Raw genomic sequence first — 24,312 nt, forward strand, 5'->3', positions numbered from 1 at the left:
ACTCTTACTAGTAGTTATGATCATGTATTGTCTTCACAGAGCTTTCATCCCTATTTCACTATAAAGGAAATAGACGATTGAAGGCTTTGTTGAGTGATACAAACGTTCATGCTACCGATATACCAAACAGGACGTCTGGTATCGTTTTAGACTATGGACTAAGTTTTCGCTTATGATTACCATCAAAAAAGGTTTGGATTTGCCCATCACTGGTGAACCCTCCCGCGAGATATCTGAGCACCAACCGACACATGTAGCACTTGTTGGCTATGATTATGTGGGTATGAAGCCCACTATGAATGTCAAAGAAGGTGACATTGTAGCCAAAGGTCAGCCCGTTTATGAAGACAAAAAACGTGTTGGCGTGGTCTACACTGCTCCTGCTGCCGGTAAGGTCGTCGCTGTTAAACGTGGCGAACGTCGAGTGTTTGAGAGTCTTGTGATTGCGGTCGACCCAAATGGTGAAGAAGTAGACTTTGAGCGCTATGACTCACAGCAGCTTGCTGACCTAGACTCTGAAGTCGTTGAAACCCAACTGATTGCCTCTGGCGAATGGACCGCGTTCCGTACGCGTCCTTATAGCCGCGCACCCGAAATCGGCGCTCGTCCACATGCTATCTTTGTCACAGCAATGGATACCAATCCACTTGCCTTTGACCCAATGCTTGTGATCAATGAGCAGCTACAAGCGTTCAATGATGGACTTGCTGTATTATCTACGCTTAGTCCAAAGACCTTTGTCTGTCATCACGGCGATACCCAACTGACACCAGTTGCAAAGACTGCAGCGAATAACGTCACTGAGTATCATGGTTTTGCTGGTAAGCATCCAGCTGGTCTTGCTGGTACGCATATTCATTTTTTGCATCCTATCAGCCGCGGTGTGACCGTATGGACGATTGGTTATCAAGACGTGATTGCCATCGGTAAATTGTTTACGACAGGTCGTCTATATACGCGCCGCATGGTGAGCTTAGCAGGTCCTGCTGTCACCAACCCACATTTGGTTATGACTGAGCGCGGTGCTGATATCACTGCATTGACCAAAGGTAAGCTGGCTGCTGGCGAGAACCGTATCATTTCAGGTTCAGTATTGTCTGGTCGCAAAGTGTTTGAAAACATCGCCTATCTGGGTCGTTTTCACAATCAGATCAGCGTATTGACTGAAGGTCGTGAGCGTCCTGCGTTCCACTTCTTTACTCCAGGTAAAAACCGCTTCTCAAAACTGCCTATCTATATTTCGCAGTTCTTTGGTGGCAAAAAGTACGACTTTACTACCACAAGTAACGGCTCACCACGAGCGATGGTACCAATCGGTGTCTATGAAGAAGTCATGCCACAAGATTACCTACCAACTCAATTACTACGTGCATTGATCGTCGAAGACATCATTAGCGCAGTAGATTTGGGTGTGCTTGAACTGGACGAAGAAGATTTGGCACTATGCACCTTTGTATCTCCTGGCAAATATGAATTCGGTGATATTTTGCGTGATAACTTAACGCGCATTGAGCTGGAGGGCTAACCACGATGAAATTTTTACACAATATGTTCGATCGTATGGAGCCATCTTTCACCAAAGGCGGCAAACACGAGAAGTACTACGCTATTTTTGAGATGTTTGATACGTTCTTACGTCAACCAAGCTCAACCACTTATGCGTCATCACATGTACGTGACGGGATTGACCTAAAGCGTATTATGATTACCGTATGGCTATGTACCTTCCCAGCGATGTTTTGGGGTATGTACAACATTGGTCATCAAGCACTAACCGCTATCGCTCAGCTTGGCTTACAGCCTGAAGGCTGGCGTACTGTGATCACTAGCATGGCAGGCTATAACCCAGACAGTATCTGGGCAAGTTTCGTCTATGGTGCGATGCAGTTTTTGCCTATTTATATCGTGACGTTTGCAGTGGGTATTCTCTGTGAGATTATCTTTGCTGTCGTCCGTGGACACGAAGTTAACGAAGGTTTCTTTGTGACTTCAGTTCTATTTGCATTATGTCTACCACCTGATATTCCTTTATGGCAAGTTGCCCTAGGTATTATCTTCGGTGTAGTCGTCGCAAAAGAAGTGTTCGGTGGTACTGGTAAAAACTTCCTTAACCCTGCCCTATCGGGTCGTGCATTCCTATACTTTGCTTATCCAGCCTATATGTCTGGTGACTCAGTATGGACGGCAGTAGATGGTTTCTCAGGTGCAACCCCTCTTGGCCTTGCAGCCCTTGGTGTGGTTCCTCAGGACTTCGTCGACGTTTATGGTAATGCCATCACGTGGAGTGATGCATTCTTAGGTAATATGCAAGGTAGTATCGGTGAAGTATCGACGCTAGCCATTCTAATGGGTGCGGCAGTGTTGCTATGGACGCGTATTGCTTCTTGGCGCATTATGGCAGGTTGTGTGGTCGGTCTGATTGCGACGTCTCTTGTGTTCAACATGATTGGCTCTGAAGACAACATGATGATGAGCTTGCCGTTCTACTGGCACTTAGTTATCGGTGGCTTTGCTTTCGGTGCTGTATTTATGGCAACCGATCCAGTATCAGCTGCACATACAAACAAAGGCCGCTGGGCTTACGGTATCTTGATTGGTTTTATGACCGTATTGATTCGCGTCATCAACCCTGCTTTCCCAGAAGGCATCATGCTGGCCATCTTATTTGCCAACTTATTTGCTCCATTGTTTGATTACTTTGTGACTCAAGCAAATATCAAACGCCAAACCGCTCGGAGGGTTCGCTATGTCCAAGCCCAAAAGTAATAACGCGAAAACCATCAGTGTGGCTTTGACGCTATGCTTGGTGTGTTCAGTGTTGGTCTCAGCAGTGGCTGTTGGTCTAAAGCCTGCGCAAGTTGAAAACGCACGTTTAGACCGCAACAAAAACATCTTAGTTGCGGCTGATATGTATGACGCTGAGTCTGATACAGCAGATGATGTCGCCGAACGTTTTAAAGACTTTGAAGTAAAAATCATTGATCTAAACGAAGGTACTTATCTCGATGACGACGCGCTAAAAACTGCTGGCATCCCTGATCGTAATGCTTATGACGCCAGTCAAGCGACAAAAAACCAAGCTCTAAGTGAAGACTTGGGTGACAACGATCCTGCTGGTATTGGTCGTAAGCCAAAATACGCCAAAGTCTATGTCAAAAATGATGACGCAGGTCAGCCAGAAACAGTTGTACTGCCAATTCAGGGCTACGGTCTATGGGGCACTATCTATGGTTTCTTAACGCTCGAAAGTGATATGAATACCATCAAAGGTATCAGTTTCTATGAGCATAAAGAAACCCCAGGTCTTGGCGCTCGTATCGAAGAGCCAGAGTGGCGTGCAAAGTGGAGCGGTATCGAGTCTTATGACGAGAATGGTAACGTTGCCACTGGTGTAACCAAAGCTGGTAACCCAAAAGAGAACTGGGTTGATGGTATTAGCGGTGCAACATTGACTAGCCGCGGCGTCAGCAACATGATTCAGTTTTGGTTAGGTGAGCAAGGTTATAAGCCTTATCTAGATACGCTACGTGAAAAGAGCGGCCAAACGGTTGAAGGTGCAGACACGCAAGCAAATCAATCAAAGCCGGCAGCTCAACCTAAAACCGAATTGGCAGCCAAGCTACCAGTAGCAAACGGCAAGGAGGCATAACATGGCTGACACTAAAAGCATTTTAACCACGCCTATCTTTGATAATAACCCAATTGCCCTACAGATCCTTGGTATCTGTTCGGCATTGGCTGTCACCACCAGTATGGCTAACGCTATGGTCATGTGTGTGGCATTGACCTTGGTAACGGCATTTTCAAGCTTCTTTATCTCGATTATCCGTAAGCAGATTCCATCAAGCATTCGTATCATCGTACAGATGACGATTATTGCTTCGTTGGTTATCTTGGTTGATCAGGTACTAAAAGCAGTGGCTTATGACGTCAGTAAAGGTCTGTCAGTTTTCGTTGGTCTGATTATCACGAACTGTATCGTTATGGGCCGTGCCGAAGCATTTGCTATGAGCAACCCACCAATCCCAAGCTTTTTAGATGGTATTGGTAACGGTCTTGGTTACTCAGCAGTATTGCTATTTGTCGCAACTATCCGTGAGCTATTGGGTGCTGGTACTTGGTTTGGTATTACGATTCTACAGCCAGTCACTGATGGCGGTTGGTACATACCAAACGGTCTATTACTGTTACCACCGTCAGCGTTCTTTATCATTGGTTTGTTCATCGCTGTTGTCCGTATCTGGAAACCAGAACAAGTTGAAGAAGCTGAGTTTGTAATGAAGCCGCAGTCTAAAGGCATGGCACATGGAGGCGGTCACTAATGGGACATTATGTTAGTTTATTTATAACCTCAGTCTTTATCGAGAACATGGCGCTTGCCTACTTCTTAGGCATGTGTACTTTTTTGGCCGTATCCAAAAAAGTCTCTACAGCGATTGGTCTAGGTGTTGCGGTTATTGTCGTTATGGCAATTACCGTTCCACTAAACAATTTACTATTCCAGTTTATCCTAAAAGATGGTGCGCTGGCATGGGCAGGTTTCCCTGATATCGACTTGAGCTTCTTAGGATTGCTAAGTTATATCGGTTTGATTGCAGCCACCGTACAGATCCTAGAGATGTTCTTGGACAAGTTTGTACCGAGTCTATATAACGCACTTGGGGTATTCTTACCACTCATCACCGTAAACTGTGCCATCTTGGGTGGTGTACTATTTATGGTTGAGCGTGACTATAACTTTGGTGAATCTGTTGTCTATGGTGTGGGGGCAGGCTTCGGTTGGGCACTTGCTATTACAGCATTGGCGGGTATCCGTGAAAAGCTAAAATACTCAGACATTCCAGCACCGCTGCGTGGTCTTGGTATTACTTTTATCACGGTTGGTCTTATGTCGCTCGGCTTTATGTCGTTCGGTGGTATGTCCATCTAAACCGCTAAGCTCAAAGCTTTCATTAGCTATTTGACTTATTTAATTCATTTATTCGGTAGAGGTTTGGGTACAGCATAGATTATGCCCCCACACCCCTACCCCATAGATTAAGGATACCTACCATGGATTACGCTACGGCGATTGGTGGCGTTGCTATGTTTACCTTGATCATCATGGGCCTCGTCGCTATTATTTTGGCGGCGCGCTCAAGACTGGTCAGTTCAGGCGATGTCACTATCCATATTAATGATAATCCCGATAATGATGTGGTGACACCAGCTGGCGGCAAACTACTACAAACGCTAGCGGGCGAAGGTATATTTTTATCTTCAGCTTGTGGTGGTGGTGGTACTTGTGCGCAGTGTCGTTGCCGCGTTATTGAAGGTGGTGGTTCTATTTTGCCCACCGAAGAAGGCTATTTTACTCAAGGTGAAATCCGCAATCACATGCGCTTAGCTTGTCAGGTAGCTGTTAAGCAAGACATGAAAATTGAGATTGACCCTGAGTTCTTTGATGTACAGAAATGGGAATGTGAAGTTATCTCTAACGATAACGTTGCCACTTTCATTAAAGAGCTGGTACTAAAAATTCCAGAAGGCGAAGAAGTAAACTTCCGCGCTGGTGGTTATGTGCAGCTTGAAGCGCCACCGCATGAAGTGCACTACAAAGACTTTGTGATTGATGAAGAGTATAGAGAAGACTGGGAAAAATTCGGTATCTTCAACTATGTCTCGAAAGTTGATGAGCCAGTTATCCGTGCTTACTCAATGGCCAACTATCCTGAAGAAAAAGGCCTCATCAAGTTTAACATCCGTATCGCAAGTCCACCGCCACGTGGTCCTGACGGTATTCCACCAGGCAAAATGTCTTCATGGGTATTTAGCTTAGTACCTGGTGACAAAGTGACGGTTTCAGGTCCTTATGGTGAGTTCTTTGCCAAGAAAACCGAAGCTGAAATGATCTTTGTCGGTGGTGGTGCTGGTATGGCTCCAATGCGTTCGCATATCTTTGATCAGCTCAAACGCTTGAACACTGATCGTAAGATTAGCTTCTGGTATGGTGCTCGTTCTATTCGTGAGATGTTCTACGTTGAAGACTATGATCAGCTAGAAGAAGAGTTCGATAACTTTGAGTGGCATGTTGCACTGTCTGACCCATTACCAGAAGATAACTGGGAAGGTCCAACAGGCTTTATCCATAACGTATTGCTCGAAAACTATCTGAAAGATCATCCAAACCCAGAAGACTGTGAATACTACATGTGTGGGCCACCGATGATGAATGCTGCCGTAATTGACATGCTACACAGCATGGGCGTGGAAGACGAAAACATCATGCTTGATGATTTCGGTGGTTAAGTTAGATAATTAATCTGACAGCACAAATCTAAGAATATAAAAAAGAGTCTCAATTGAGACTCTTTTTTGTTTCCAAAACCTTACAATAATAGATGTTTATTGTTATTATTAAATAATTGTTGGTTCTTAGAACTGGTATCAGTTTTAATTGAACAATAGATTATTATTTTTGAATTCAATAAAAGGTTTTAGTATGAAAATTAGTATACTTACAAGCATTCTTGCTTCTATTCTAATATTGTCGGGTTGTTCAAGTGCGCCTAAGTCGACTTGGAAAAAAGCAGGAATATCTCAACATGATACACATAATGCAATACAAAAATGTCGTTATCAAATTGGAATTGCAAAGGTAAAAAGTGAGAGAGAAAGCAGCTTGTTCAGTTCTTGCATGGAGTCAGAGGGTTATCGTTATACGAACAGACGAGTTTCTTAAAAGAGATCTATTTTCTGAGGATTATATTTAATCTATTTTTCAAGGTACCTTATAAGGTACCTTTTTTCTTTTAGATTGACTATACGATGCTATTTAGCTCATAGTCTTGAATAGAAAAAACACTTATCTGAAAAATATGATATCTCAAACATGCACAGAATTTTAACAAATTAAGAAAGGACTCTTATGAAAACGAAATACAAAGATTTGACCATTTGGATCACCGGTGCTTCTAGTGGTATTGGACAAGCATTAGCCGTTGCCTTCGCCAAACGCGGAGCTAGAATTATTCTAAGTGGACGTGACAGTGATAAGTTAGAGGTGGTCAAAAATAGCTGCAAACGCGCTAACAAACATATTGTCGTTCCCTTTGATATCAGTAATGCCAACCAAACCAAAGAAGCTTATGCTACTGCTAAAGCTCAGGCGGAAAAAATCGACTGGCTCATCAATAATGCTGGTATCAGTCAGCGTTCGCTCATCATGGACACGGCTGAAGAAGTTGAACGCCAAATCATGGAAATAGATTATTTTGCCCAGACGCGCCTTACTAGACTGGTATTGCCTGATATTATCGCACAAGGCGGCGGCAAAGTAGTAATGGTCTCGAGTGTAGCAGGTTTATTGGGTACACAATATCGCGGTGCTTATGGAGCAGCCAAGGCCGCACTGCATATGTGGGCCAACAGTTTGCGTGCTGAGCTACATGATCAAGGTATCAAAGTAGCCACGATATTCCCCGGGTTTATTCAGACTAATATCTCTATCAATGCGTTGACTGGCGACGGTAGCGCACAAGGTACGATGGATGAAGCGACCAACAATGGTCTAACTGCGACTGAGTTTGCCAAACAAGTCGTGAAGGCGCTCACCAAGGGAGAGGAATATATCATCGTCGCTGGTCGCAAAGAAAAACTGGCCACACGGGTCAACCGCGTCTCTCCACCAAAACTCTATAAGCTCATACGTGAGTCACAAGTGAAGTAAGCCACTCAATCAACCGAACGAATTGTCGCTGAATGGTGCCTTCATTAGTATTTTTGGGTTCAAGGGGTGTAAAATAAGCGTGGCTTGTTTTACACCCTACTCATTTCTACGCCATACCGAAAATATTATGAAAAACACTATATCCAGCTTATCTTCCAAAAAACCTCTGCACCTTACTTTAGTAGGCGTCATCAGCCTTGCTAGTACTTTAGGGCTCAGCGCTTGCCAGCAACCCCCAGACTATAACTATCTGATCGGTGAGACGATGGGTACGAGCTACCATATTAGCTATCAGTTGCCTGATGATGCGGACGAAGCCGCCATACAAGCTGCGGTAGACGAGCGCCTAAAACAAATTAACGATAGCATGTCTACTTATCAAAACGACTCGACCATATCTACATTCAATCGTTTGGGCAAAGACAAACCTATCACTATCGATGCTGATTTTAGTCGTGTGCTAGATGTATCGCAAATTGTCTATCAGCAATCTGGCGGTGCTTTTGACCCTACCGTTATGCCACTCGTAAATACATGGGGCTTTGGGAGCACCATGACGGTCGAGCGTTTACAAAGTCCACCGACCGCAGTAGAGATTGCGCAAGCAAAAGCATTGGTCGATTTTGAGAGCATCATAAAGAAAGACGACACCATCTATAAGACCAAAGACGGCGTTGGTTTAGATTTTTCTGCTGTTGCCAAAGGTTATGGCGTCGATGTCATCGCTGATGTGCTGAGAGAGGATTACCAAATTCGTAACTATATGGTTGAGATCGGCGGTGAAATAGCCACTTCTGGTGTGAATAACCAGCAGCAGCCATGGCAAATTGCGATTGACGCTCCTATTGAAGGCAGCACGGTCAGTGAACGTCAGACCATATCTGCTATTCGCCAGCCGAAAAACACGGCTAGCCAAATGCATCTAGCGACCTCTGGCAACTATCGCAATTCTGTCATATTCGATGGCAAACGCTATAGCCATACTATCGACCCGACAACGGGCAACCCTATTGCAGGCGGCGCACCTTCAGTTACTGTCGCAGCTGATTCGGTTGCATTGGCGGATGCGTGGGCAACTGCCCTTACCGCGATGCCTTATTACAAAGCACTAGACCTCGCTAAAACACAAAATCTAGCAGCCATGTTTGTGGTACTAGCTGACGATGTAAAGGCAAAAGGTTCTGACGATATGTCCAACGAAGCTGCTGATGATGATATTGACGATTGGCAAGTGGTACAGACACCAGCGATGAAAGCATTACGTGCTGATAAAAAGCTCTAATCGTTCTCCAAGCTCTAGACAGCACACTCTAGAAGCCACTGGTAAGTGATAGATGTGAAATAAGAGAATACGTTAACGCACAACGAGCCGCACTAAAATTTGTTATACTATTATACAGTTGTTATTAATGGTGCTTAGCTGTCATGAACTTAGACAGCACTACTAATAACTGCCCTATTTTTTAAAATGAGGTTTCCTCTATGCTTAGCCAACTGCTTCCTATGCTTGCCATTACTTTCACCGTATTTGTCCTATTCTTTATTTTTATGGGCGTCGGTTATATGGTCAAAAAAAAGCCGCTTAGAGGATCTTGTGGCGGTGTTGCTAAATTGATGGGTGATGAAAATTGCTCGTTTTGCGGTAATGATCCCAATAAGTGCGATTCACTAATCGCTGAACAGCAAGAGAATGCATTAAGAGCTGCTCAATTGGGTAAATCGGTTTAATAGCCTATTGGTTACCATACGCTGGTAGCATTTACCTGACATATGTTCTTATAATAGCGTCAAGTCATTCAAAAGTGACTTGACGCTATTTTTATTGTGCGATAAGACTGCTTATTTGAGATTCCTTATTATCGCCATCTCTTATTATCACTGTTCTATAGCCGTAACTCGAAGTAACCACAAATGCATTTTGACTAACCTGCCTGCAAATTTAGCAAAATCAGTGCAGCAAATTGTATGTCTTACGTGCTACATATATTTTTCGGTCTCATTTAAGATATCGCTTACCGTTTAGGTACGTGTCTGGGTAAATGCTCTCTGGTGTTATTTTATAAGCGGCAATTTCTTGGCGCTGTTTAATAACGTGTTCTTTTTCGCTGTCATCGTTGTGCTGCTATGTCTACCTCGTCCAATCTATCTGTTTCATCTAGCCTGCCTTCCTCACGCTTTACCTTTTGGTTGGTTCTGTGTGCCATGATTCTGCTAGCAACCAATATGCGTGCACCTATCGTCGCGCTAGGTTCTATCGCCCCAGTGGTAAAAGACGCGCTTGATATCTCTGAGTTTCAGATAGGCTGGCTAGGAGCAGTGCCTATGCTGAGCTTTGCCGTTGGTGCGCTGATTTCTCCAACCATTGGTAAGCGATTCGGGCTAGAAAATACACTGATTGCCATGATTGGACTGTTAACGGTAGGGATGATTATTCGTACCGCTATCCCGACGTGGAGTGGGTTTTTAATTGGTACTTTGCTACTTACCCTCGCCATTGGTTTCGCTAATACTTTAGCAGCACCGGTCATTAAGCAGCGTACCCCACAACATATTCCGCTGATTACAGGGTTGTTTAGTCTGACGATGACCACAGCAGCAGGTATCGTCGCAGGCGTCGTATTACCGCTATCGGAGCAGGTTGGTTGGCAGTGGGCATTAGGCGGTTGGACGATACTAGGTGTTTTTGCCTTTGTTATCTGGTTGTTCTTACGTTTGCGTTTGGGTTCATCTAACCATCAAGCGGTCATCCCTGCGGCCTTAAGCTCTTCTGATATTTCCATGTGGCGAACCACCTTTGCGTGGCAGATTGCTATTTTTATGGGATTACAGTCATTATTGTTTTACACCGTTGCCAGTTTTTTACCGTCGATTTGGGTCAGTAAGGGACTATCTGCCGTCAGTGCTGGACAAATGGGTTCTGTATTTCAGTTTATGGCACCGGTTTCTATCTTAAGTTTAACTTGGTTGGTCAATCGCGGCCGCCCTATTCAAGCGCTAGCGGTATTTGCTGCTGTGCTAAATGTCATTGGTATATTGGGCGTCAGTTATCTATCGACTGATTTGGCATGGCTATGGTCAGGCATGATGGGCATGGGCTGTTCGGCGATTTTTACCTTGAGCATGATGCTATTCTCTATGCGTACTTATACGACTAATCAGGCAAGTGAGCTGTCTGGTATGGCTCAAGCAGTTGGTTATGTCATTGCGTTTTTTGGACCATTGGGTACAGGTTGGCTGCATGAAATGACTGGTAGCTGGAGTATGCCACTTTTTATTATGCTGATACTGATGATTGTCAACGTCGTGATTGCTTGGCTTGTTAGTCGTCCAGTGATGGTCGATGGTAAATATATTTGATTGCTATCAGCTTTCATGTCTATCAGTTTTTGTGGTCTACAAGGCTATGATTGCTAACGCGCAATAAAGCGGCCTTAAATTAACCTTAGGCCAATATAGGTCACTGTCTTATTTTGCTATAGTCAGTTTAATATAACTTAGATACTTAATATAATCTGGATACTCAATATAACCCGGATAAAAGGAAGGTGAGTGAAAGTACTACCAATAGTAGACTGAGCGAGCCTGACGATTTATCCGACTGATACTGTATCTGGTTTAGATAGGATTTGACTAGACACTGGTTTGATTGCATATAGGACATAACACCCATGATGAAATTTCCCTCTCGTTTTGCTCAGCGCTTGCCTGCTATCGCCATGCTCGCGGCTGTAATGGCTATCAGTGGCTGTCAGAAAGATGCTGAAACCACATCTGCTACTGACACGCAGAGTACCAGTACTGAAGCGACCAACAGTCAAGCCAGCACTGCTCCAGTAGCTACTGAAACCGCAGCCTCAACTGATCAACAGGTCAAATCCTCATCACTTACTATTTTGGCGCTTGGTGACTCACTGACAGAAGGTCTGGGAGTGGACAAAGACGACAATTACCCTGCTCAGTTAGAAGATCGTCTACAAGAGATGGGCTATGCTAACGCCAAAGTTATCAACTCAGGTCTAAGCGGTGAAACCAGTACTGGTCTGGTCAATCGATTGGACTGGGTATCGCAAACCAAACCTGACATCACTATATTGACTATCGGTGCCAACGACGCCATACGTGGTATCGATGTAGCGACAATTGAAGCCAATATTCGTACTGCGGTTAAGCACCTGCAAGACAATGGCAGTGTCGTCATCTTGGGCGGTATGTCGATCTATGACAATCTAGGCAGTGAATACGTGGCGGCATTCTCAGACATTTATCCTCGTATTGCGAAAGACATGAATCTAACGCTCATTCCGTTCTTTTTAGAGGGCGTCGGCGGTGACCGCGCACTCAACCAAGCCGACGCCATTCATCCGACCAAAGAAGGCTACGAGATTATCGTCAATGACAATATCTTGCCTATTCTAGAGCCTAAATTAAATGAGTTAAAAGAGCTAAAAACAGCCGATACCGATAACACATCTACAACTGCGCAAAAACAGACGACTAAAAATACGACTAACGAGACCATGTAATGACATCATCAAGCTCGATTGCAGAGACATCGCAAACAGACTTTAAGACACAAACCCTACTAACTGCCTCACAGTTAAACAAAACCGTACAAGTCGGTGAGCAAAAGTTGTCCATCATCAAAGACGTTGATATCCATGTTAATGCAGGCGAGTTTGTGGTCATCATGGGCAAATCAGGCTCAGGCAAATCGACCTTACTAGGACTACTTGCCGCGCTAGACTATCCCGATAGCGGTACGGTGTCACTGGCAAATCAAACGCTCAGCAGTCTTGACGAGGATGCGCTTGCCGTTATTCGACAGCAGGATATGGGCTTTGTCTTTCAGTCGTTTCATCTACTGCCCACACTAACCGTCGCTGAAAATATCGCCTTTCCACTTGATATTGCCAGACGTCCAAACCCATCACGCGTAGACGAGCTGATAGATGCAGTCGACTTAGGTCATAGACGTAACAGCTTACCCAATCAGTTGTCAGGTGGTGAGCAGCAGCGTACAGCGGTGGCGCGAGCACTGGTATCGCATCCAAAGATTGTCTTTGCGGATGAGCCAACAGGCAACCTAGACGAGCAAAATGCCGATCAAGTTATGCAGCTGCTATTGGACTTACGCCAACAGGTTGGCTCGGCACTGGTGGTCGTGACTCATGATCCTGCACTTGCCGAGATGGCAGATCGCGTCATCACCATGCATGACGGCCGCATTGTACCTACATGAATAACTGGATTGTATCTTAATGAATAGTAAGCCCACAGACAACAAATCGCCTGATACAAAAAAGACTGCTACCAGTATGCATCAAGAGTCCAGTTATCCTAGCGGCATCCTTAGTCAACTATTTACCCGTACTCTAGGTTTTCAAAATCTAGGCTCGCAAGCACTCAGCCGTAGCTGGTGGCAGCGCTGGGTATATCCTGTGTTGTTTCTACTGACCTTGACCTTGTCGCTTGCAACCTACCTGACCCTCGACTCGGTGCAGCAGTCTGTCGATAGCTACATCAATGACAATCAGCGCGCGCTCGTTGGTGGGGATCTAATCCTAAACAGTAAGCAAGACTGGCCAAGCGAAGTATTGTCACAGGTAGAAACTATCCCTAATACACAGACGGTATATGACTATCAGTTTAGCGCCATGCTGGTCAATGATGAGCAAACCTTGCTTGCCAGCGTCAAAGCCGTCTCGCCGTCGTACCCCTTATACGGCACAGCAGAGCTTGCCTCGGGACAGCCGCTGTGGGATCAGCTAACATCTGACAGTGTGATCGTCGCGCCAGAAGTGCTCAGTAGTCTACAGGCCGATGTCGGCGACCGTATCACCATTGGTGATGCGCAGTTTACCATCAGTGATGTGCTGACCAAAGAACCTGACCGACCTTTGACCGCGTTTGGTTTTGGTGGGCGGGTGTTGATGAAACAAGATGCCTTGGCAGCCACCAACCTACTCGGTCAACGTAGCCGCGTCAATTACCGTATTGAGATAGCAGGTGATCCCGAGCTGATCACGACGCAGCGTGATGCGTTCACAGATATTCTGACCAATTATCCTGATATCGAGCTGTCTGAAGCCCAGTCCGAAGATACCTCTGTGTCCCGTATCTCTGACAATGTATTGATGTTCTTAAAATTACTGGTCATTGCGGTATTGCTACTCTCTGCCGTCGCCATGTACGGCGTCATTAGCGCCTTTGTCAGCAAGCAGCAATCCAATAATGCCATTCGATTGGCGCTCGGCGAGCCACTTGGTTCACTCAAGCGCAGCTATTATCAACTGCTTATCGTTACCACCGCCATTGCTTGTGTTGCCGCGATTGTCCTGAGTTTGGGCTTGCTTAAAATCGGGCAACCTTATCTCGTAGCTATTTTGCCTGCCGACGTGGGTCTCGCCATCAATCCAATCAGTGCGATCAAGACCATATTCATTGCTTTAGCCCTGACGTTACTGATTGCACAGCGTGGTCTAAGCGCGCTTAATACAACCAAACCCGCTACCCTACTCAATCAAGGGGCGAATACGCAAACACAAAATTTGCCTTGGTATCGACGTGTGCCGCTACTATGGTATGGCTTGGTGCTGGCAGGGCTGTATGCTTTCTTTACCTATGAAGTAGGTTCGCTGTCATTAGGGGCGCAGTTATTGGGCGGCTTGATTGGCTTTGTGGCGATATTTTGGCTATTGGCGCGTGGGTGGATCTGGCTGCTTAACAAGTTAGCGAGTAATACCAAGGTCAGTTGGATGCAGCGTATTGCCATCCATAACCTTGCGCGTAAAGGCAACCAATCGGCGTTGTTCTTTGTCACCTTATCACTATCGGTAGCGGTGCTGACGCTTATCACGACACTCAATCACAGTATCAATGCGCAGTTTATCAACGCCTATCCTGAAGATGCGCCTAATCTGTTTTTGCTCGATGTGCAGAGCGATCAACATGACGATATTGATGCAATCATTGAAGCGCCTGTCACTTATTATCCCGTCATTCGTGCGCGTGTAGAGACGGCAAATGATGTGGCGGCAAAAGATATCGAGCCTGCTGATGGGTTTGATGATCCTACGCGAGTGTTTAACTTAAGCTATGCAGATACGGTCATGGATACTGAATACATCACTGAATCGCTCACAGATGATGCGCTATATACGCCTATCGATGCGACAAACGAACAAATCAAACCCTTGTCTATCTTGGACACTGCCGCAGGTATGCTCAATGTCGGTATGGGCGATCAGGTGCGTTTTAACATTCAAGGTATCGAAATCATCGGGCAAATTACCAGTATTCGCACGCGCTATGAACGTGGCCCAAGTCCGTATTTCTATTTCTTATTTGAGCCGTCCGTGCTGTCCGCTGCCCCGCAGATTCAGTTTGCTACTGCCCACGTATCAGAAGATGCCATTCCAGAACTACAAGGCAAACTGGTACGCGAGTTCCCTGCTGTCACTACGATCGATGGCACTGCTATTGCGAAACAAATTCAAGAGCTGGTGGTACAAATGAGCCGCTTGGTCTATGTATTCACCTTGCTTGCCCTACTCACTGGCGTCATGGTGCTAATCAGCTCGCTGCTGTCTACCTCGCAAGATCGTATGAAAGACAGCGCTTCATTTAGACTGCTCGGTATGCAAAAGCGTGACCTGTATATGCTCAATATTTTAGAATTGGGCGTGCTTGGTATTAGCGCAGCGACCTTTGCCGTTGTTATCGCTAGCGTTGGTGCATGGGCTGCTATCACGCAGTGGTTTAATTTACAATTTAGTGTGCCGTGGACGAGCTTGGCGATTGGCGGTGCGGCGTTAGTCGTATTGCTGTTTGCCATTGCCATTATTTATGTGAGATTGGTGATTGGACGCGGGATTATGGCAAGGGTCAGGGCGATGATTTAGCAATAGTTTATTTTACGATTCCAACTCGTTTAAAACTGACTATTTGCTATACTAACGCCCATATTATCATTAGGGGTATGCGTGCCTATACCTCATTAACACCTTCCCAAATAGCATGGTAGCCTTATGAAATTCTCAAAGTTCGGTCAAAAATTTACTCAGCCCACTGGCATCTCACAATTGATGGACGATCTAGGCGATGCGCTAAAAAGCGATCAGCCAGTCAACATGCTGGGCGGTGGTAATCCTGCCAAAATTGATGCCGTTAATGAGTTATTTTTGGAGACATATAAGGCGCTAGGTGTTGATAATGATACAGGCGTACCCAATAGTAGCGCGATTATCAGTATGGCGAACTACTCTAATCCGCAAGGGGATGCCGCCTTTATCGATGCGTTGGTTGGCTTCTTTAACCGTCATTATGATTGGAACCTCACCTCAGAAAACATCGCTCTGACCAATGGCTCACAGAATGCGTTTTTCTATCTATTTAATCTGTTTGGTGGTGCTTTCGTTGATGAAAACAGTCAAGATGAAAAGAACCAATCTATCGACAAGTCCATTCTACTGCCATTGACCCCTGAGTATATTGGCTATAGCGATGTGCATGTGGAAGGTCAACATTTCACCGCGGTATTACCGCATATCGATGAAGTGACGCATGATGGCGAGGAAGGTTTCTTTAAATATCGTGTCGATTTTGATGCATTAGAGAACTTGCCAGCATTAAAAGAAGGTCGTATCGGTGCGATTTGCTGCTCACGCCCGACCAATCCAACGGGCAATGTGCTGACCGATGAAGAAATGGCGCATTTGGCCGAGATTGCCAAACGCTATGACATTCCGCTGATTATCGATAACGCCTACGGTATGCCCTTCCCCAACATCATCTACTCTGACGCGCACCTGAATTGGGATAATAATACGATTCTGTGCTTTAGCCTGTCGAAGATTGGTTTGCCTGGTATGCGTACGGGTATTATCGTGGCCGATGCCAAAGTAATTGAAGCGGTCAGCGCAATGAATGCCGTGGTCAATCTAGCGCCGACACGCTTTGGTGCAGCGATTGCAACGCCACTGGTAGAAAATGACCGTATCAAGCAATTGTCAGATAACGACATCAAGCCGTTTTATCAAAAGCAGGCCACCCTTGCGGTCAAGCTATTAAAAGAAGCCTTGGGTGATTATCCTTTGGTCATTCATAAGCCTGAAGGTGCGATATTCTTATGGTTGTGGTTTAAAGACTTACCGATTAGCACCCTTGAGCTATACGAACGCCTCAAAGAAAAAGGCACGCTTATTGTGCCAAGCGAATACTTCTTCCCTGGTGTCGATGTTAGCGATTATCAGCACGCACACGAGTGTATTCGTATGAGTATCGCTGCTGACGAGCAGACACTCTCTGATGGTATCAAAGCGATTGGTGAAGTGGTACGTGAGTTGTATGATGAAGCTAATAGCTAATAAATATAGCTAACATATAAACCTAGAGTCTGATGGCTATGTACCCAATATTTTTACTCTATGGCATATTTATATTTTCAGCTATTTTTTTGGTATGGATCTTAATAGCGATCATAACTGACTTTATATTTTTATGTTTTCCAAAAGTAGATTCAAAGGTTTTAAGCAAAAGAGTAGTGATTACTTCTGCCAAATTCTCTTATCTGGATGATGTGCATGAGCTTTTTATTAAGTATCAATATGAGTTCGAAGGTGTCATTTATACCAGCACATTACTGAATGCTTTTGGAGGGGTGCGTAGTTTTGGTGAAAACGGAGTTAGAAAGGCAGTAGCGAATTCGATAACTTCAGAAGACAGAATAGCTGTCTATGTCTGCCCTTTTTACCCGAAACTGGCTTATGCTTTGCCGTTTGGATGGAGTAAATTTCTGGTGTTGCCGATAATTGCTGTGGTATTAGCTTTGTTCCTCTCCTCAAGCAATAAACTAAATATTTTTTGAGGTACAACAAAAAACGGACTTACTAATAGTCCGTTTTTTTATGGCCTTTGGTCAATGAAGTCGATTTATTGGTTGGTCGAAATATAGTCGTCCACTTATTCAGCGCAAAGAGCACGTACGGCAGCATACAGGTATTAATCAAATCGCGGATACTCGCGAGTATCTGATCACGGCTCAAGCCTGCCAAGCCAAGCGATTCAATCATATCTCGATTGTCTAAATACTCACCCAACAGCGCAATGCAAGTTACGACAATCAATGCGATAAATGACCGAATACCTTGGCTTTTGATGATAGGACGCAGCGCAACCAGACACAGCAGATAAATACCGACACCGACATAGATATGTAAAGCATCTTTGGCAAGGCCCGTTGTTTCCACAACATTCATTTTAAAGGCAGTAAAATCCACTGAGATATTCCAAATATAAGCGAGTAGAAAATAACTGAGCGTATCACTAAACCATGATGGCTAAACTATAATAGCTAAAGAATAGCAGCTACAAAGTGATCACTGAGTATAAAAAAGGCAGATTATACAATTGATAATCTACCTTCTACTAAATTAAATATTCACTTCACATTTATCAACTATTTACACATTCCACTCTACAAAGTTCTTTAACAGTTGCAAGCCAGCGGTGTGGCTCTTTTCTGGATGGAACTGGGTGGCAAATAGATTGTCTTGGATCACGCTGGCGCAGAACGGTTGGCCATAATCACATACCGCCGCCACTTGTGAGCTATCAGCAGGCTCACAGTAATAACTATGTACAAAGTAAAAATGCGCGTTGTCTTCGATACCATGCCATAGCGGATGGTCAAAATCCATGCCGCTAATAGTATTCCAGCCCATATGCGGTACTTTTATCGTTGCGCCCTGCTTGTCTTTCCACGTAGGGTCAAATGCTTCTACAGTGCCGTTTAAGATGCCCAAACAGTCCGTGCCACCATTTTCAGCTGACTGCTCAAACAACGCCTGCATGCCCACACAGATGGCCATAACGGGCTTGTTAAAAACTGCATGGCGTATGACCTCATCAATTCCTGCTTCATGCATACCAGCGATACAGTCACGCATCGCACCCACACCAGGGAAGACGATCTTATCAGCCGCCGCGACGACTTTTGGATCATTGGTGATAGAGACTTCTGCCCCGACTACCGATAGGGCTTTGCTAGCAGAATGCAGGTTGCCCATACCATAATCTAATAGTGCTACTTTAGTCATCGATTGGTTCTCATTTTTAAATATTTTGACTACTGTACTATTTATATTATTGACCATTTATATTGTTGGCTATGGCCTTTTCTATTATCGCGGGTGTAGATAAGGTTTTGCTACAAGGAAGTCAAGCGCAGGCTGTACAACTAGTACGCCAAGCTTGACTGACACCGTAGAAGAGCCTTAAATGCGCCTTAGAAAGCTTCTTTGGTCGATGGCAAGGTGTTCAACGCACGCTCATCATACTCACAAGCCATACGTAACGCACGAGCAAAGGCTTTAAAGGTTGATTCGATCTGATGATGGCTGTTCTTGCCTTTGAGATTATCCAAATGCACCGTCATCCATGAATGATTGACGAACCCGTAAAAAAACTCACTAAACAAATCAACATCGAAACGGCCGACGTGCGAGCGCGTAAATGGGATATCCATATGCAAACCAGGACGCCCTGACAGATCGACGACAGCACGGGTCAATGACTCATCTAGCGGCGCATAAAAGTGCCCATAACGACGAATGCCTTTTTTGTCACCCAATGCTTTATTGAACGCTTGGCCAAGGGTAATGCCAGTGTCTTCGACGCTATGATGGTCATCAATAAAGGTATCACCGGTACATTTGATGTCTAAGTCAAATAAACCGTGACGCTTGATTTGATCAATCATATGATCCAAAAATGGCACACCAGTGTCTACCACACCTTTACCTGTACCATCTAAATTAACGGTACAGGTGATTTGCGTTTCGGCAGTGATACGTTCAACGGTCGCGATACGTTCAGGGCGACCATATAGATTTACGTTTTTTGACTCAGTTTGCTCAGGTGTGGCAGCAGTCGTCGTTGCATTGGCTGTCATGGCTACTCTCTATCAGTTTTTTATCAGTGAAAAGCGGTCAATAAATAAGGCGAAAACCTGCCCAAAATATTTTACTAGTGTCTGGGACAGACCTTAGCAGAAAATGATATATACAAAAGATATCAACATATTAGGGCTGATACATACTAAATATTATATAGCCTCATCATAGCAAACCCTAACATTTACTGCCATGACCAAGCGGTAAACCACGCACAAAATCACCTCATTCTGCTAAAATAGTGTGTTCAGTTTTATCAATCATGACTCGCGCTGACTTTGAAGACCCTTACTTACGGCACTACACGCTATGACATCGTGCTGCCTCATACTGCTAATTTATACTATAGAAACCCTCTATTTATAGGAACTGCTATGCCTTTAGAAGCGATCGCCATTAATAGTTTGGATGCGCCACTTATCAAAAAACCTGCTCGCGACAATGAGCTAGAAGAGCGCTTGCAAGCGTTGTACGATAGTGATGATGCACAGCCTGATGGTCTCGAGGTATTAAATATCGTTGAGCAAGGGTTTAAACGTGGACAGTATCTGTATGTTGGGATGTTCAATGATAAGCCTATCGCTGCGGTCGCTTGCTTTGATGATGGTCAGACCAATGCTAAGCGCCTACAATATCTCACGGTGCATCCGGAGAATCGTAAACGTGCTATCGATGCCAAGTTTATTAAACTGGTCTATGATTGCGAAGTTAGAAAAGGCGTACGTGAATTTGTCCCTGCTGACGCTGATATTCACCGTATCATGAGTGAGTACGAACTATTACGTGTAAAAGACTAAACTGAACGCTAAAATGGTTAATTTTGCCAATATCTAATTATTTATCGTCTTTTATCAGATATAATGCAAAAATTGCTTGACAGCTGAGCCTATATTTAGTTTAATAGCGCCTCAACGAAGACGGCTCGATAGCTCAGTAGGTAGAGCAACGGATTGAAAATCCGTGTGTCGGCAGTTCGATCCTGCCTCGAGCCACCATTCGTTAATAGAATTCTAAAAAGCCCTGAACAGCGATGTTCGGGGCTTTTTTTATGTTTAAATTTTCCCGTATTCTTTAGCGTTTATTCTATTCATACTTTGCTCTTATTCGTATAGCCGACCACTATTCGTACAACCGACCACGTAATAGTAAATTACAGCGCTCACGCGAATCCAAGTCGTATATAGTTGCGCGGTAATCAATACCGTGACGCCCCTCAAAGAATATCACTCGGTCGCCTACTGCCAAAAAACAAGACGTACGCGCATCATAGATAAAGCCATCTATCACGAATGCCAAATCGCGATCTATCTCGCGTACCGTATAAGTCTCCCCTTGCGGAATTAAGCGTTCAAACCACGCGCTGTGGGCAGTCGTATTGGCTAGTATGCTTGTCGTTAGCAATAGCCATGCCACCAGTATGTTTTTAGGCAATAGCAAGCGGCTCGGCTTCTTGACACTTATCTTATTTCTCAACATAACATCTCTCGTAGCATTGTATTCATCATACTCATAGCCTTCATATGTCTCATAGCTGACTTTACCATAACCATTTTCACTCATCGCTTCTGATGCTAAATACCTACTGTCACGGTTGCATAACATTTTTGTGCTTTTTTCTAAACAGCTTGGCTAAGTATACTCAATAACCATATACGAATAGATAAAAATAATAGGTCATAGATATGAGAGAGTTTGATTACGACTTGGATTATAAGAGTTTGGATTTGCGCGCTCAGCCTGAGTTGTACCGTGTCGGTCGCGGTGAGCAAGGCGTATTACTGGTAGAGCCTTATAAGTCTGAGATTTTACCCCATTGGCGTTTTGCGACTCCCGACATCGCCCGCGAAAGCAGTGAAGCTATCTATCAGATGTTTTTAGATTACTTGGCTGATGATGACTTCGTCGGCGCAGATATGGCGCGCAAGTTTATCCAAATGGGCTATACCCGTGCTCGTCGCTATGCCAATCATAAAGGCGGTAAAAAATATAAAGGCGCGGTACCTGATGATAAAAAAGGTCAAAGCGGCGCCCATGGCCGCGAAGAATTGCCACGACAAGAGGAAGACCCAGTCAAAGCAGAATCTGCACGGATCTTTAAAGTTAAATGGGACGAATGTCGTGAGAACGAAGATTATTTGAGAATGAAGAAAGAACATCGTGAACGCTATAAAGATGTCTAATAGATGCTAATGCTCAAGACATTAAGCACAACAGATAAACTAAATTGACTGGTCTCAAAACGCTACTGTGCTAAGGTATGGCCAATATAATAAATATAACGATTTTTAATAGTGAGGAATAATGAATAAGCAGCTTTTAATTTTTGATTTTGATGGAACGCTCATTGATAGCGTACCCGATTTGGCCGACGCCACCAACGCCATGCTAACCACATTGGGCAAAGACACTTACCCTATCGAGATGATACGGAACTGGATAGGAAATGGTTCACGACTGCTCGTAGAGCGCGCTTTGGTTGGTAAAGTAGAAGTAGCAGAGGGTGAGCTAACGGTCGAAGAAGCTGATCACGCAGAGCAAATATTTTTTGAGGCTTATCAAAACCTCAGTGGTAGCAAAACCGTTGCCTATCCAGATGTCGATAACGGACTCAAAAAGTTGCACGCAGCTGGCTATACGCTTGCTTTAGTCACCAACAAGCCCATTCGATTTGTGCCGAAGATATTGCAGTCGTTTGGCTGGCAGGATTTGTTTAGCGAAGTGATGGGCGGCGACAGCTTGCCTGTCAAAAAACCAGACCCAACGCCCCTACTACACGTCTGTGAGACTCTCAATGTCAGTGTCGAGCAGTCAGTGATGATTGGGGACTCTAGAAACGATATGTTGGCTGGACAGAACGCCAATATGGACACGCTCGGTCTGTCTTATGGCTATAACTATGGGCAAGATATTCGAGAGCTAAACCCGACCGAAGCATTTGACCACTTTGCTGACTTGGTTGCTTGGATTATGAAAGATAGAGTTTAGTCTATAAAGAATTTATCAAATCATCATAGTGTAACTTGCTCAAACAGAGATTACGCTTTACTGCGATAGCTCAGCGCCTCAGATAAGTGGGCGCTGTTGATATTGGTACTGTTAGCCAAATCCGCGATTGTACGTGCTACTCGTAATACTCGGTGGTAGCCACGTGCTGATAAATTCAGACGCTGCTGAGCAAGTTGCAATAACTGCTTTTCATTGTCGCCTAGCTGGATATATTCATCGATTTCGCTAGGGCTAAGCTCATTATTAACCTTTTGCTGGCGCTGCATTTGATGCTGATGCGCGACCACTACGCGAGCCCGTACTTGCTTAGAGGTTTCACCTACCTGACTATTTTGCAGATCGGCAATCGGTAACGCAGGCACGGTAATATGTAAGTCAATACGATCTAAGAGAGGCCCAGATAACTTATCTTGATAGCGTTTGATTTGCTCAGGTCGACAGCGACAACGTCCTGATGTATCGCCATCATAACCACATGGGCAAGGATTCATCGCAGCGACCAGTTGAAAATTCGCTGGAAAGGTCATTTGAGAGTTAGCGCGACTAATCGTGATTTGTTTGGCTTCTAGCGGCTGACGCAATACTTCCAGTACGCTTCGATCAAACTCAGGTAATTCATCTAAAAACAATACGCCTTTATTAGCTAGCGTAATCTCGCCCGGTTTTGGCCGTGAACCACCACCGACTAATGCTACAGCTGATATCGTATGATGTACTTGTCTAAATGGCCGCGTCCCATAGTCATAATCACTGTCTGCGACAGAATAGGTACTGGCAACTTCTAGCGCATCCTCATCACTCAAATCTGGCAATATCGTTGGCAATCGTGACGCCATAAGCGTCTTGCCAGAACCTGGTGGCCCTGTAAATAACAATGAATGACCGCCCGCAGCGGCAATCTCTAACGCGCGCCGAGCATGGTGCTGTCCTTTGACATCAGCTAAATCCACTTGATAGCCGACATGCTTCTGAGCAAGACTTGGCTGCACCACTGCTAAACTCTCATAGTTTGCACTTGGGTCAACGAGCGACTGTAGATGGTCGCAAACTGCTTTTAGACTCTGAGCAGCTAGTATCGTTACGCCATCAACGCGGCTGGCCTCACGACCATTATCAATCGGTACAATCAGTTGCGGAGTTGTCTGCAGCGAGGTATCTGAATTATTTTGTCCTTGGTCACTCGCTGCTAACTGCGACAATGCTAACGCCAACTTCTCAGCTTTGATTGCACGTGCGACTGCCAAACTACCAGTTACTTGTCGCAATTGACCATTGAGCGCTAACTCGCCAATAAATTCAAATCCTGATAGCACCTCTGGCTCAAGCTGTCCGCTTGCTGCCAGTATACCGATAGCAATTGGTAAGTCTAAACGCGCGCCATCTTTAGGTAGATCAGCAGGGGCTAAATTAATCGTGAGGCGGCGATTAGGAAACTGGAAACCTGAATTGAGAATGGCGGAGCGTACCCTGTCTTTACTCTCACGCACGGCGGCCTCAGGTAGGCCAACGATGGTCAATGCAGGTAGTCCTTGCGATAGATGCACCTCAATGATGACCTTGGGAGCATGCAGACCAACCACCGAACGGGTATAGACTTGGGCAAACGACATCAGCATCTTCCTAATACAGAGTGTCATTGATAATAAA

23 protein-coding genes and 1 tRNA gene are annotated in these 24,312 nt (G+C 44.9%); 19 read left to right on the plus strand and 5 right to left on the minus strand.

Features of this window, described 5'->3' with window-relative positions; genetic code table 11:
* Positions 1-172 precede the first annotated feature (172 nt).
* The 15 genes from AK824_RS12955 (at position 173) to AK824_RS13025 (ending at position 17,573) form a co-directional block, all read left to right on the plus strand.
* Positions 173-1,525, plus strand: coding sequence for a Na(+)-translocating NADH-quinone reductase subunit A (locus AK824_RS12955; protein ID WP_057762163.1), 1,353 nt, complete (start codon positions 173-175; stop codon positions 1,523-1,525).
* 5 nt (positions 1,526-1,530) lie between these two features.
* A complete protein-coding gene (locus AK824_RS12960) occupies positions 1,531-2,766 on the plus strand; it encodes an NADH:ubiquinone reductase (Na(+)-transporting) subunit B (RefSeq protein WP_057762164.1) in 1,236 nt (411 codons plus the stop codon).
* Positions 2,747-3,649 (plus strand): Na(+)-translocating NADH-quinone reductase subunit C, encoded by a 903-nt coding sequence (locus AK824_RS12965; RefSeq protein ID WP_057762167.1) that lies wholly within the window; start codon positions 2,747-2,749, stop codon positions 3,647-3,649. The genes AK824_RS12960 and AK824_RS12965 overlap by 20 nt, the downstream gene beginning before the upstream one ends.
* A 1-nt stretch (position 3,650) precedes the next feature.
* Positions 3,651-4,322, plus strand: a complete 672-nt coding sequence (locus AK824_RS12970) for an NADH:ubiquinone reductase (Na(+)-transporting) subunit D (protein WP_057762168.1) — start codon at positions 3,651-3,653, stop codon at positions 4,320-4,322.
* Positions 4,322-4,930, plus strand: a complete 609-nt coding sequence (gene nqrE / locus AK824_RS12975; RefSeq protein WP_057762170.1) for an NADH:ubiquinone reductase (Na(+)-transporting) subunit E — start codon at positions 4,322-4,324, stop codon at positions 4,928-4,930. The genes AK824_RS12970 and nqrE overlap by 1 nt, the downstream gene beginning before the upstream one ends.
* A 122-nt stretch (positions 4,931-5,052) precedes the next feature.
* Entirely contained in the window at positions 5,053-6,288 is a 1,236-nt protein-coding gene (nqrF, locus tag AK824_RS12980) for an NADH:ubiquinone reductase (Na(+)-transporting) subunit F (protein WP_057762171.1), read from the plus strand.
* 619 nt (positions 6,289-6,907) lie between these two features.
* Entirely contained in the window at positions 6,908-7,708 is an 801-nt protein-coding gene (locus AK824_RS12985) for an SDR family NAD(P)-dependent oxidoreductase (RefSeq protein WP_057762172.1), read from the plus strand.
* A 127-nt stretch (positions 7,709-7,835) separates the two neighbouring features.
* The gene (locus tag AK824_RS12990; protein WP_057762173.1) at positions 7,836-8,990 is read left to right on the plus strand and encodes an FAD:protein FMN transferase; all 1,155 of its coding nucleotides are present in this window, start codon (positions 7,836-7,838) and stop codon (positions 8,988-8,990) included.
* Positions 8,991-9,190: 200 nt separating this feature from the next.
* Positions 9,191-9,436 carry a (Na+)-NQR maturation NqrM gene (gene nqrM, locus AK824_RS12995; RefSeq protein WP_057762175.1) on the plus strand — a complete coding sequence of 82 codons (246 nt, stop codon included), beginning with the start codon at positions 9,191-9,193 and terminating at the stop codon, positions 9,434-9,436.
* A gap of 396 nt (positions 9,437-9,832) precedes the next feature.
* The gene (locus AK824_RS13000) at positions 9,833-11,065 is read left to right on the plus strand and encodes an MFS transporter (RefSeq protein ID WP_057762177.1); all 1,233 of its coding nucleotides are present in this window, start codon (positions 9,833-9,835) and stop codon (positions 11,063-11,065) included.
* A 311-nt stretch (positions 11,066-11,376) separates the two neighbouring features.
* A complete protein-coding gene (locus tag AK824_RS13005) occupies positions 11,377-12,231 on the plus strand; it encodes an arylesterase (protein ID WP_057762179.1) in 855 nt (284 codons plus the stop codon).
* Positions 12,231-12,947: an ABC transporter ATP-binding protein gene (locus tag AK824_RS13010; protein WP_057762180.1), complete on the plus strand. Its 717-nt coding sequence runs from the start codon at positions 12,231-12,233 to the stop codon at positions 12,945-12,947. The genes AK824_RS13005 and AK824_RS13010 overlap by 1 nt, the downstream gene beginning before the upstream one ends.
* A 19-nt stretch (positions 12,948-12,966) precedes the next feature.
* Positions 12,967-15,609: an ABC transporter permease gene (locus AK824_RS13015; protein WP_057762182.1), complete on the plus strand. Its 2,643-nt coding sequence runs from the start codon at positions 12,967-12,969 to the stop codon at positions 15,607-15,609.
* A gap of 126 nt (positions 15,610-15,735) precedes the next feature.
* Positions 15,736-17,073, plus strand: a complete 1,338-nt coding sequence (locus AK824_RS13020; protein ID WP_057762184.1) for a valine--pyruvate transaminase — start codon at positions 15,736-15,738, stop codon at positions 17,071-17,073.
* A gap of 32 nt (positions 17,074-17,105) precedes the next feature.
* Positions 17,106-17,573 (plus strand): hypothetical protein, encoded by a 468-nt coding sequence (locus AK824_RS13025; protein WP_057762186.1) that lies wholly within the window; start codon positions 17,106-17,108, stop codon positions 17,571-17,573.
* A 22-nt stretch (positions 17,574-17,595) separates the two neighbouring features.
* Here AK824_RS13025 and AK824_RS13030 read toward each other — a convergent pair whose 3' ends face one another.
* The 3 genes from AK824_RS13030 to hisB all read right to left on the minus strand — a co-directional run bounded on the left by AK824_RS13030 (position 17,596) and on the right by hisB (position 19,658).
* The gene (locus tag AK824_RS13030; protein WP_057762188.1) at positions 17,596-17,985 is read right to left on the minus strand and encodes a hypothetical protein; all 390 of its coding nucleotides are present in this window, start codon (positions 17,983-17,985) and stop codon (positions 17,596-17,598) included.
* 183 nt (positions 17,986-18,168) lie between these two features.
* Positions 18,169-18,804, minus strand: a complete 636-nt coding sequence (hisH, locus tag AK824_RS13035) for an imidazole glycerol phosphate synthase subunit HisH (RefSeq protein WP_057762687.1) — start codon at positions 18,802-18,804, stop codon at positions 18,169-18,171.
* A 188-nt stretch (positions 18,805-18,992) separates the two neighbouring features.
* The gene (gene hisB / locus AK824_RS13040) at positions 18,993-19,658 is read right to left on the minus strand and encodes an imidazoleglycerol-phosphate dehydratase HisB (RefSeq protein WP_057762189.1); all 666 of its coding nucleotides are present in this window, start codon (positions 19,656-19,658) and stop codon (positions 18,993-18,995) included.
* A gap of 375 nt (positions 19,659-20,033) precedes the next feature.
* Here hisB and AK824_RS13045 point away from each other — a divergent pair, with 375 nt between their 5' ends.
* Both AK824_RS13045 and AK824_RS13050 read left to right on the plus strand, forming a co-directional pair.
* Positions 20,034-20,456, plus strand: a complete 423-nt coding sequence (locus tag AK824_RS13045; protein WP_057762190.1) for a hypothetical protein — start codon at positions 20,034-20,036, stop codon at positions 20,454-20,456.
* Between the two features lie 122 nt (positions 20,457-20,578).
* Positions 20,579-20,654, plus strand: a tRNA-Phe gene (locus AK824_RS13050).
* 124 nt (positions 20,655-20,778) lie between these two features.
* Here AK824_RS13050 and AK824_RS13055 read toward each other — a convergent pair.
* Positions 20,779-21,261: a hypothetical protein gene (locus AK824_RS13055; protein WP_057762192.1), complete on the minus strand. Its 483-nt coding sequence runs from the start codon at positions 21,259-21,261 to the stop codon at positions 20,779-20,781.
* Positions 21,262-21,341: 80 nt separating this feature from the next.
* Here AK824_RS13055 and AK824_RS13060 point away from each other — a divergent pair, with 80 nt between their 5' ends.
* Together AK824_RS13060 and AK824_RS13065 are read left to right on the plus strand one after the other, a co-directional pair.
* Entirely contained in the window at positions 21,342-21,839 is a 498-nt protein-coding gene (locus tag AK824_RS13060) for a DUF4385 domain-containing protein (RefSeq protein ID WP_057762194.1), read from the plus strand.
* Between the two features lie 121 nt (positions 21,840-21,960).
* Positions 21,961-22,644, plus strand: coding sequence for a phosphoglycolate phosphatase (locus tag AK824_RS13065; protein ID WP_057762196.1), 684 nt, complete (start codon positions 21,961-21,963; stop codon positions 22,642-22,644).
* 50 nt (positions 22,645-22,694) lie between these two features.
* Here the strand turns inward: AK824_RS13065 and AK824_RS13070 are convergent, their stop codons facing one another.
* Complete coding sequence (locus tag AK824_RS13070) at positions 22,695-24,275, minus strand: YifB family Mg chelatase-like AAA ATPase (protein WP_057762198.1); 1,581 nt, start codon at positions 24,273-24,275, stop codon at positions 22,695-22,697.
* Positions 24,276-24,312: the final 37 nt, after the last annotated feature.

It is taken from the genome of Psychrobacter sp. P11G3, assembly GCF_001435845.1.
GTDB lineage: Bacteria > Pseudomonadota > Gammaproteobacteria > Pseudomonadales > Moraxellaceae > Psychrobacter.

Bases quoted from the DNA above. Each gene is read 5' to 3' on its own strand.
- AK824_RS12955 (WP_057762163.1), top strand. From the start codon at position 173: ATGATTACCATCAAAAAAGGTTTGGATTTGCCCATCACTGGTGAACCC.
- AK824_RS12960 (WP_057762164.1), top strand. From the start codon at position 1,531: ATGAAATTTTTACACAATATGTTCGATCGTATGGAGCCATCTTTCACC.
- AK824_RS12965 (WP_057762167.1), top strand. From the start codon at position 2,747: ATGTCCAAGCCCAAAAGTAATAACGCGAAAACCATCAGTGTGGCTTTG.
- AK824_RS12970 (WP_057762168.1), top strand. From the start codon at position 3,651: ATGGCTGACACTAAAAGCATTTTAACCACGCCTATCTTTGATAATAAC.
- nqrE (WP_057762170.1), top strand. From the start codon at position 4,322: ATGGGACATTATGTTAGTTTATTTATAACCTCAGTCTTTATCGAGAAC.
- nqrF (WP_057762171.1), top strand. From the start codon at position 5,053: ATGGATTACGCTACGGCGATTGGTGGCGTTGCTATGTTTACCTTGATC.
- AK824_RS12985 (WP_057762172.1), top strand. From the start codon at position 6,908: ATGAAAACGAAATACAAAGATTTGACCATTTGGATCACCGGTGCTTCT.
- AK824_RS12990 (WP_057762173.1), top strand. From the start codon at position 7,836: ATGAAAAACACTATATCCAGCTTATCTTCCAAAAAACCTCTGCACCTT.
- nqrM (WP_057762175.1), top strand. From the start codon at position 9,191: ATGCTTAGCCAACTGCTTCCTATGCTTGCCATTACTTTCACCGTATTT.
- AK824_RS13000 (WP_057762177.1), top strand. From the start codon at position 9,833: ATGTCTACCTCGTCCAATCTATCTGTTTCATCTAGCCTGCCTTCCTCA.
- AK824_RS13005 (WP_057762179.1), top strand. From the start codon at position 11,377: ATGATGAAATTTCCCTCTCGTTTTGCTCAGCGCTTGCCTGCTATCGCC.
- AK824_RS13010 (WP_057762180.1), top strand. From the start codon at position 12,231: ATGACATCATCAAGCTCGATTGCAGAGACATCGCAAACAGACTTTAAG.
- AK824_RS13015 (WP_057762182.1), top strand. From the start codon at position 12,967: ATGAATAGTAAGCCCACAGACAACAAATCGCCTGATACAAAAAAGACT.
- AK824_RS13020 (WP_057762184.1), top strand. From the start codon at position 15,736: ATGAAATTCTCAAAGTTCGGTCAAAAATTTACTCAGCCCACTGGCATC.
- AK824_RS13025 (WP_057762186.1), top strand. From the start codon at position 17,106: ATGGCTATGTACCCAATATTTTTACTCTATGGCATATTTATATTTTCA.
- hisH (WP_057762687.1), bottom strand. From the start codon at position 18,804: ATGACTAAAGTAGCACTATTAGATTATGGTATGGGCAACCTGCATTCT.
- hisB (WP_057762189.1), bottom strand. From the start codon at position 19,658: ATGACAGCCAATGCAACGACGACTGCTGCCACACCTGAGCAAACTGAG.
- AK824_RS13045 (WP_057762190.1), top strand. From the start codon at position 20,034: ATGCCTTTAGAAGCGATCGCCATTAATAGTTTGGATGCGCCACTTATC.
- AK824_RS13055 (WP_057762192.1), bottom strand. From the start codon at position 21,261: ATGTTATGCAACCGTGACAGTAGGTATTTAGCATCAGAAGCGATGAGT.
- AK824_RS13060 (WP_057762194.1), top strand. From the start codon at position 21,342: ATGAGAGAGTTTGATTACGACTTGGATTATAAGAGTTTGGATTTGCGC.
- AK824_RS13065 (WP_057762196.1), top strand. From the start codon at position 21,961: ATGAATAAGCAGCTTTTAATTTTTGATTTTGATGGAACGCTCATTGAT.
- AK824_RS13070 (WP_057762198.1), bottom strand. From the start codon at position 24,275: ATGTCGTTTGCCCAAGTCTATACCCGTTCGGTGGTTGGTCTGCATGCT.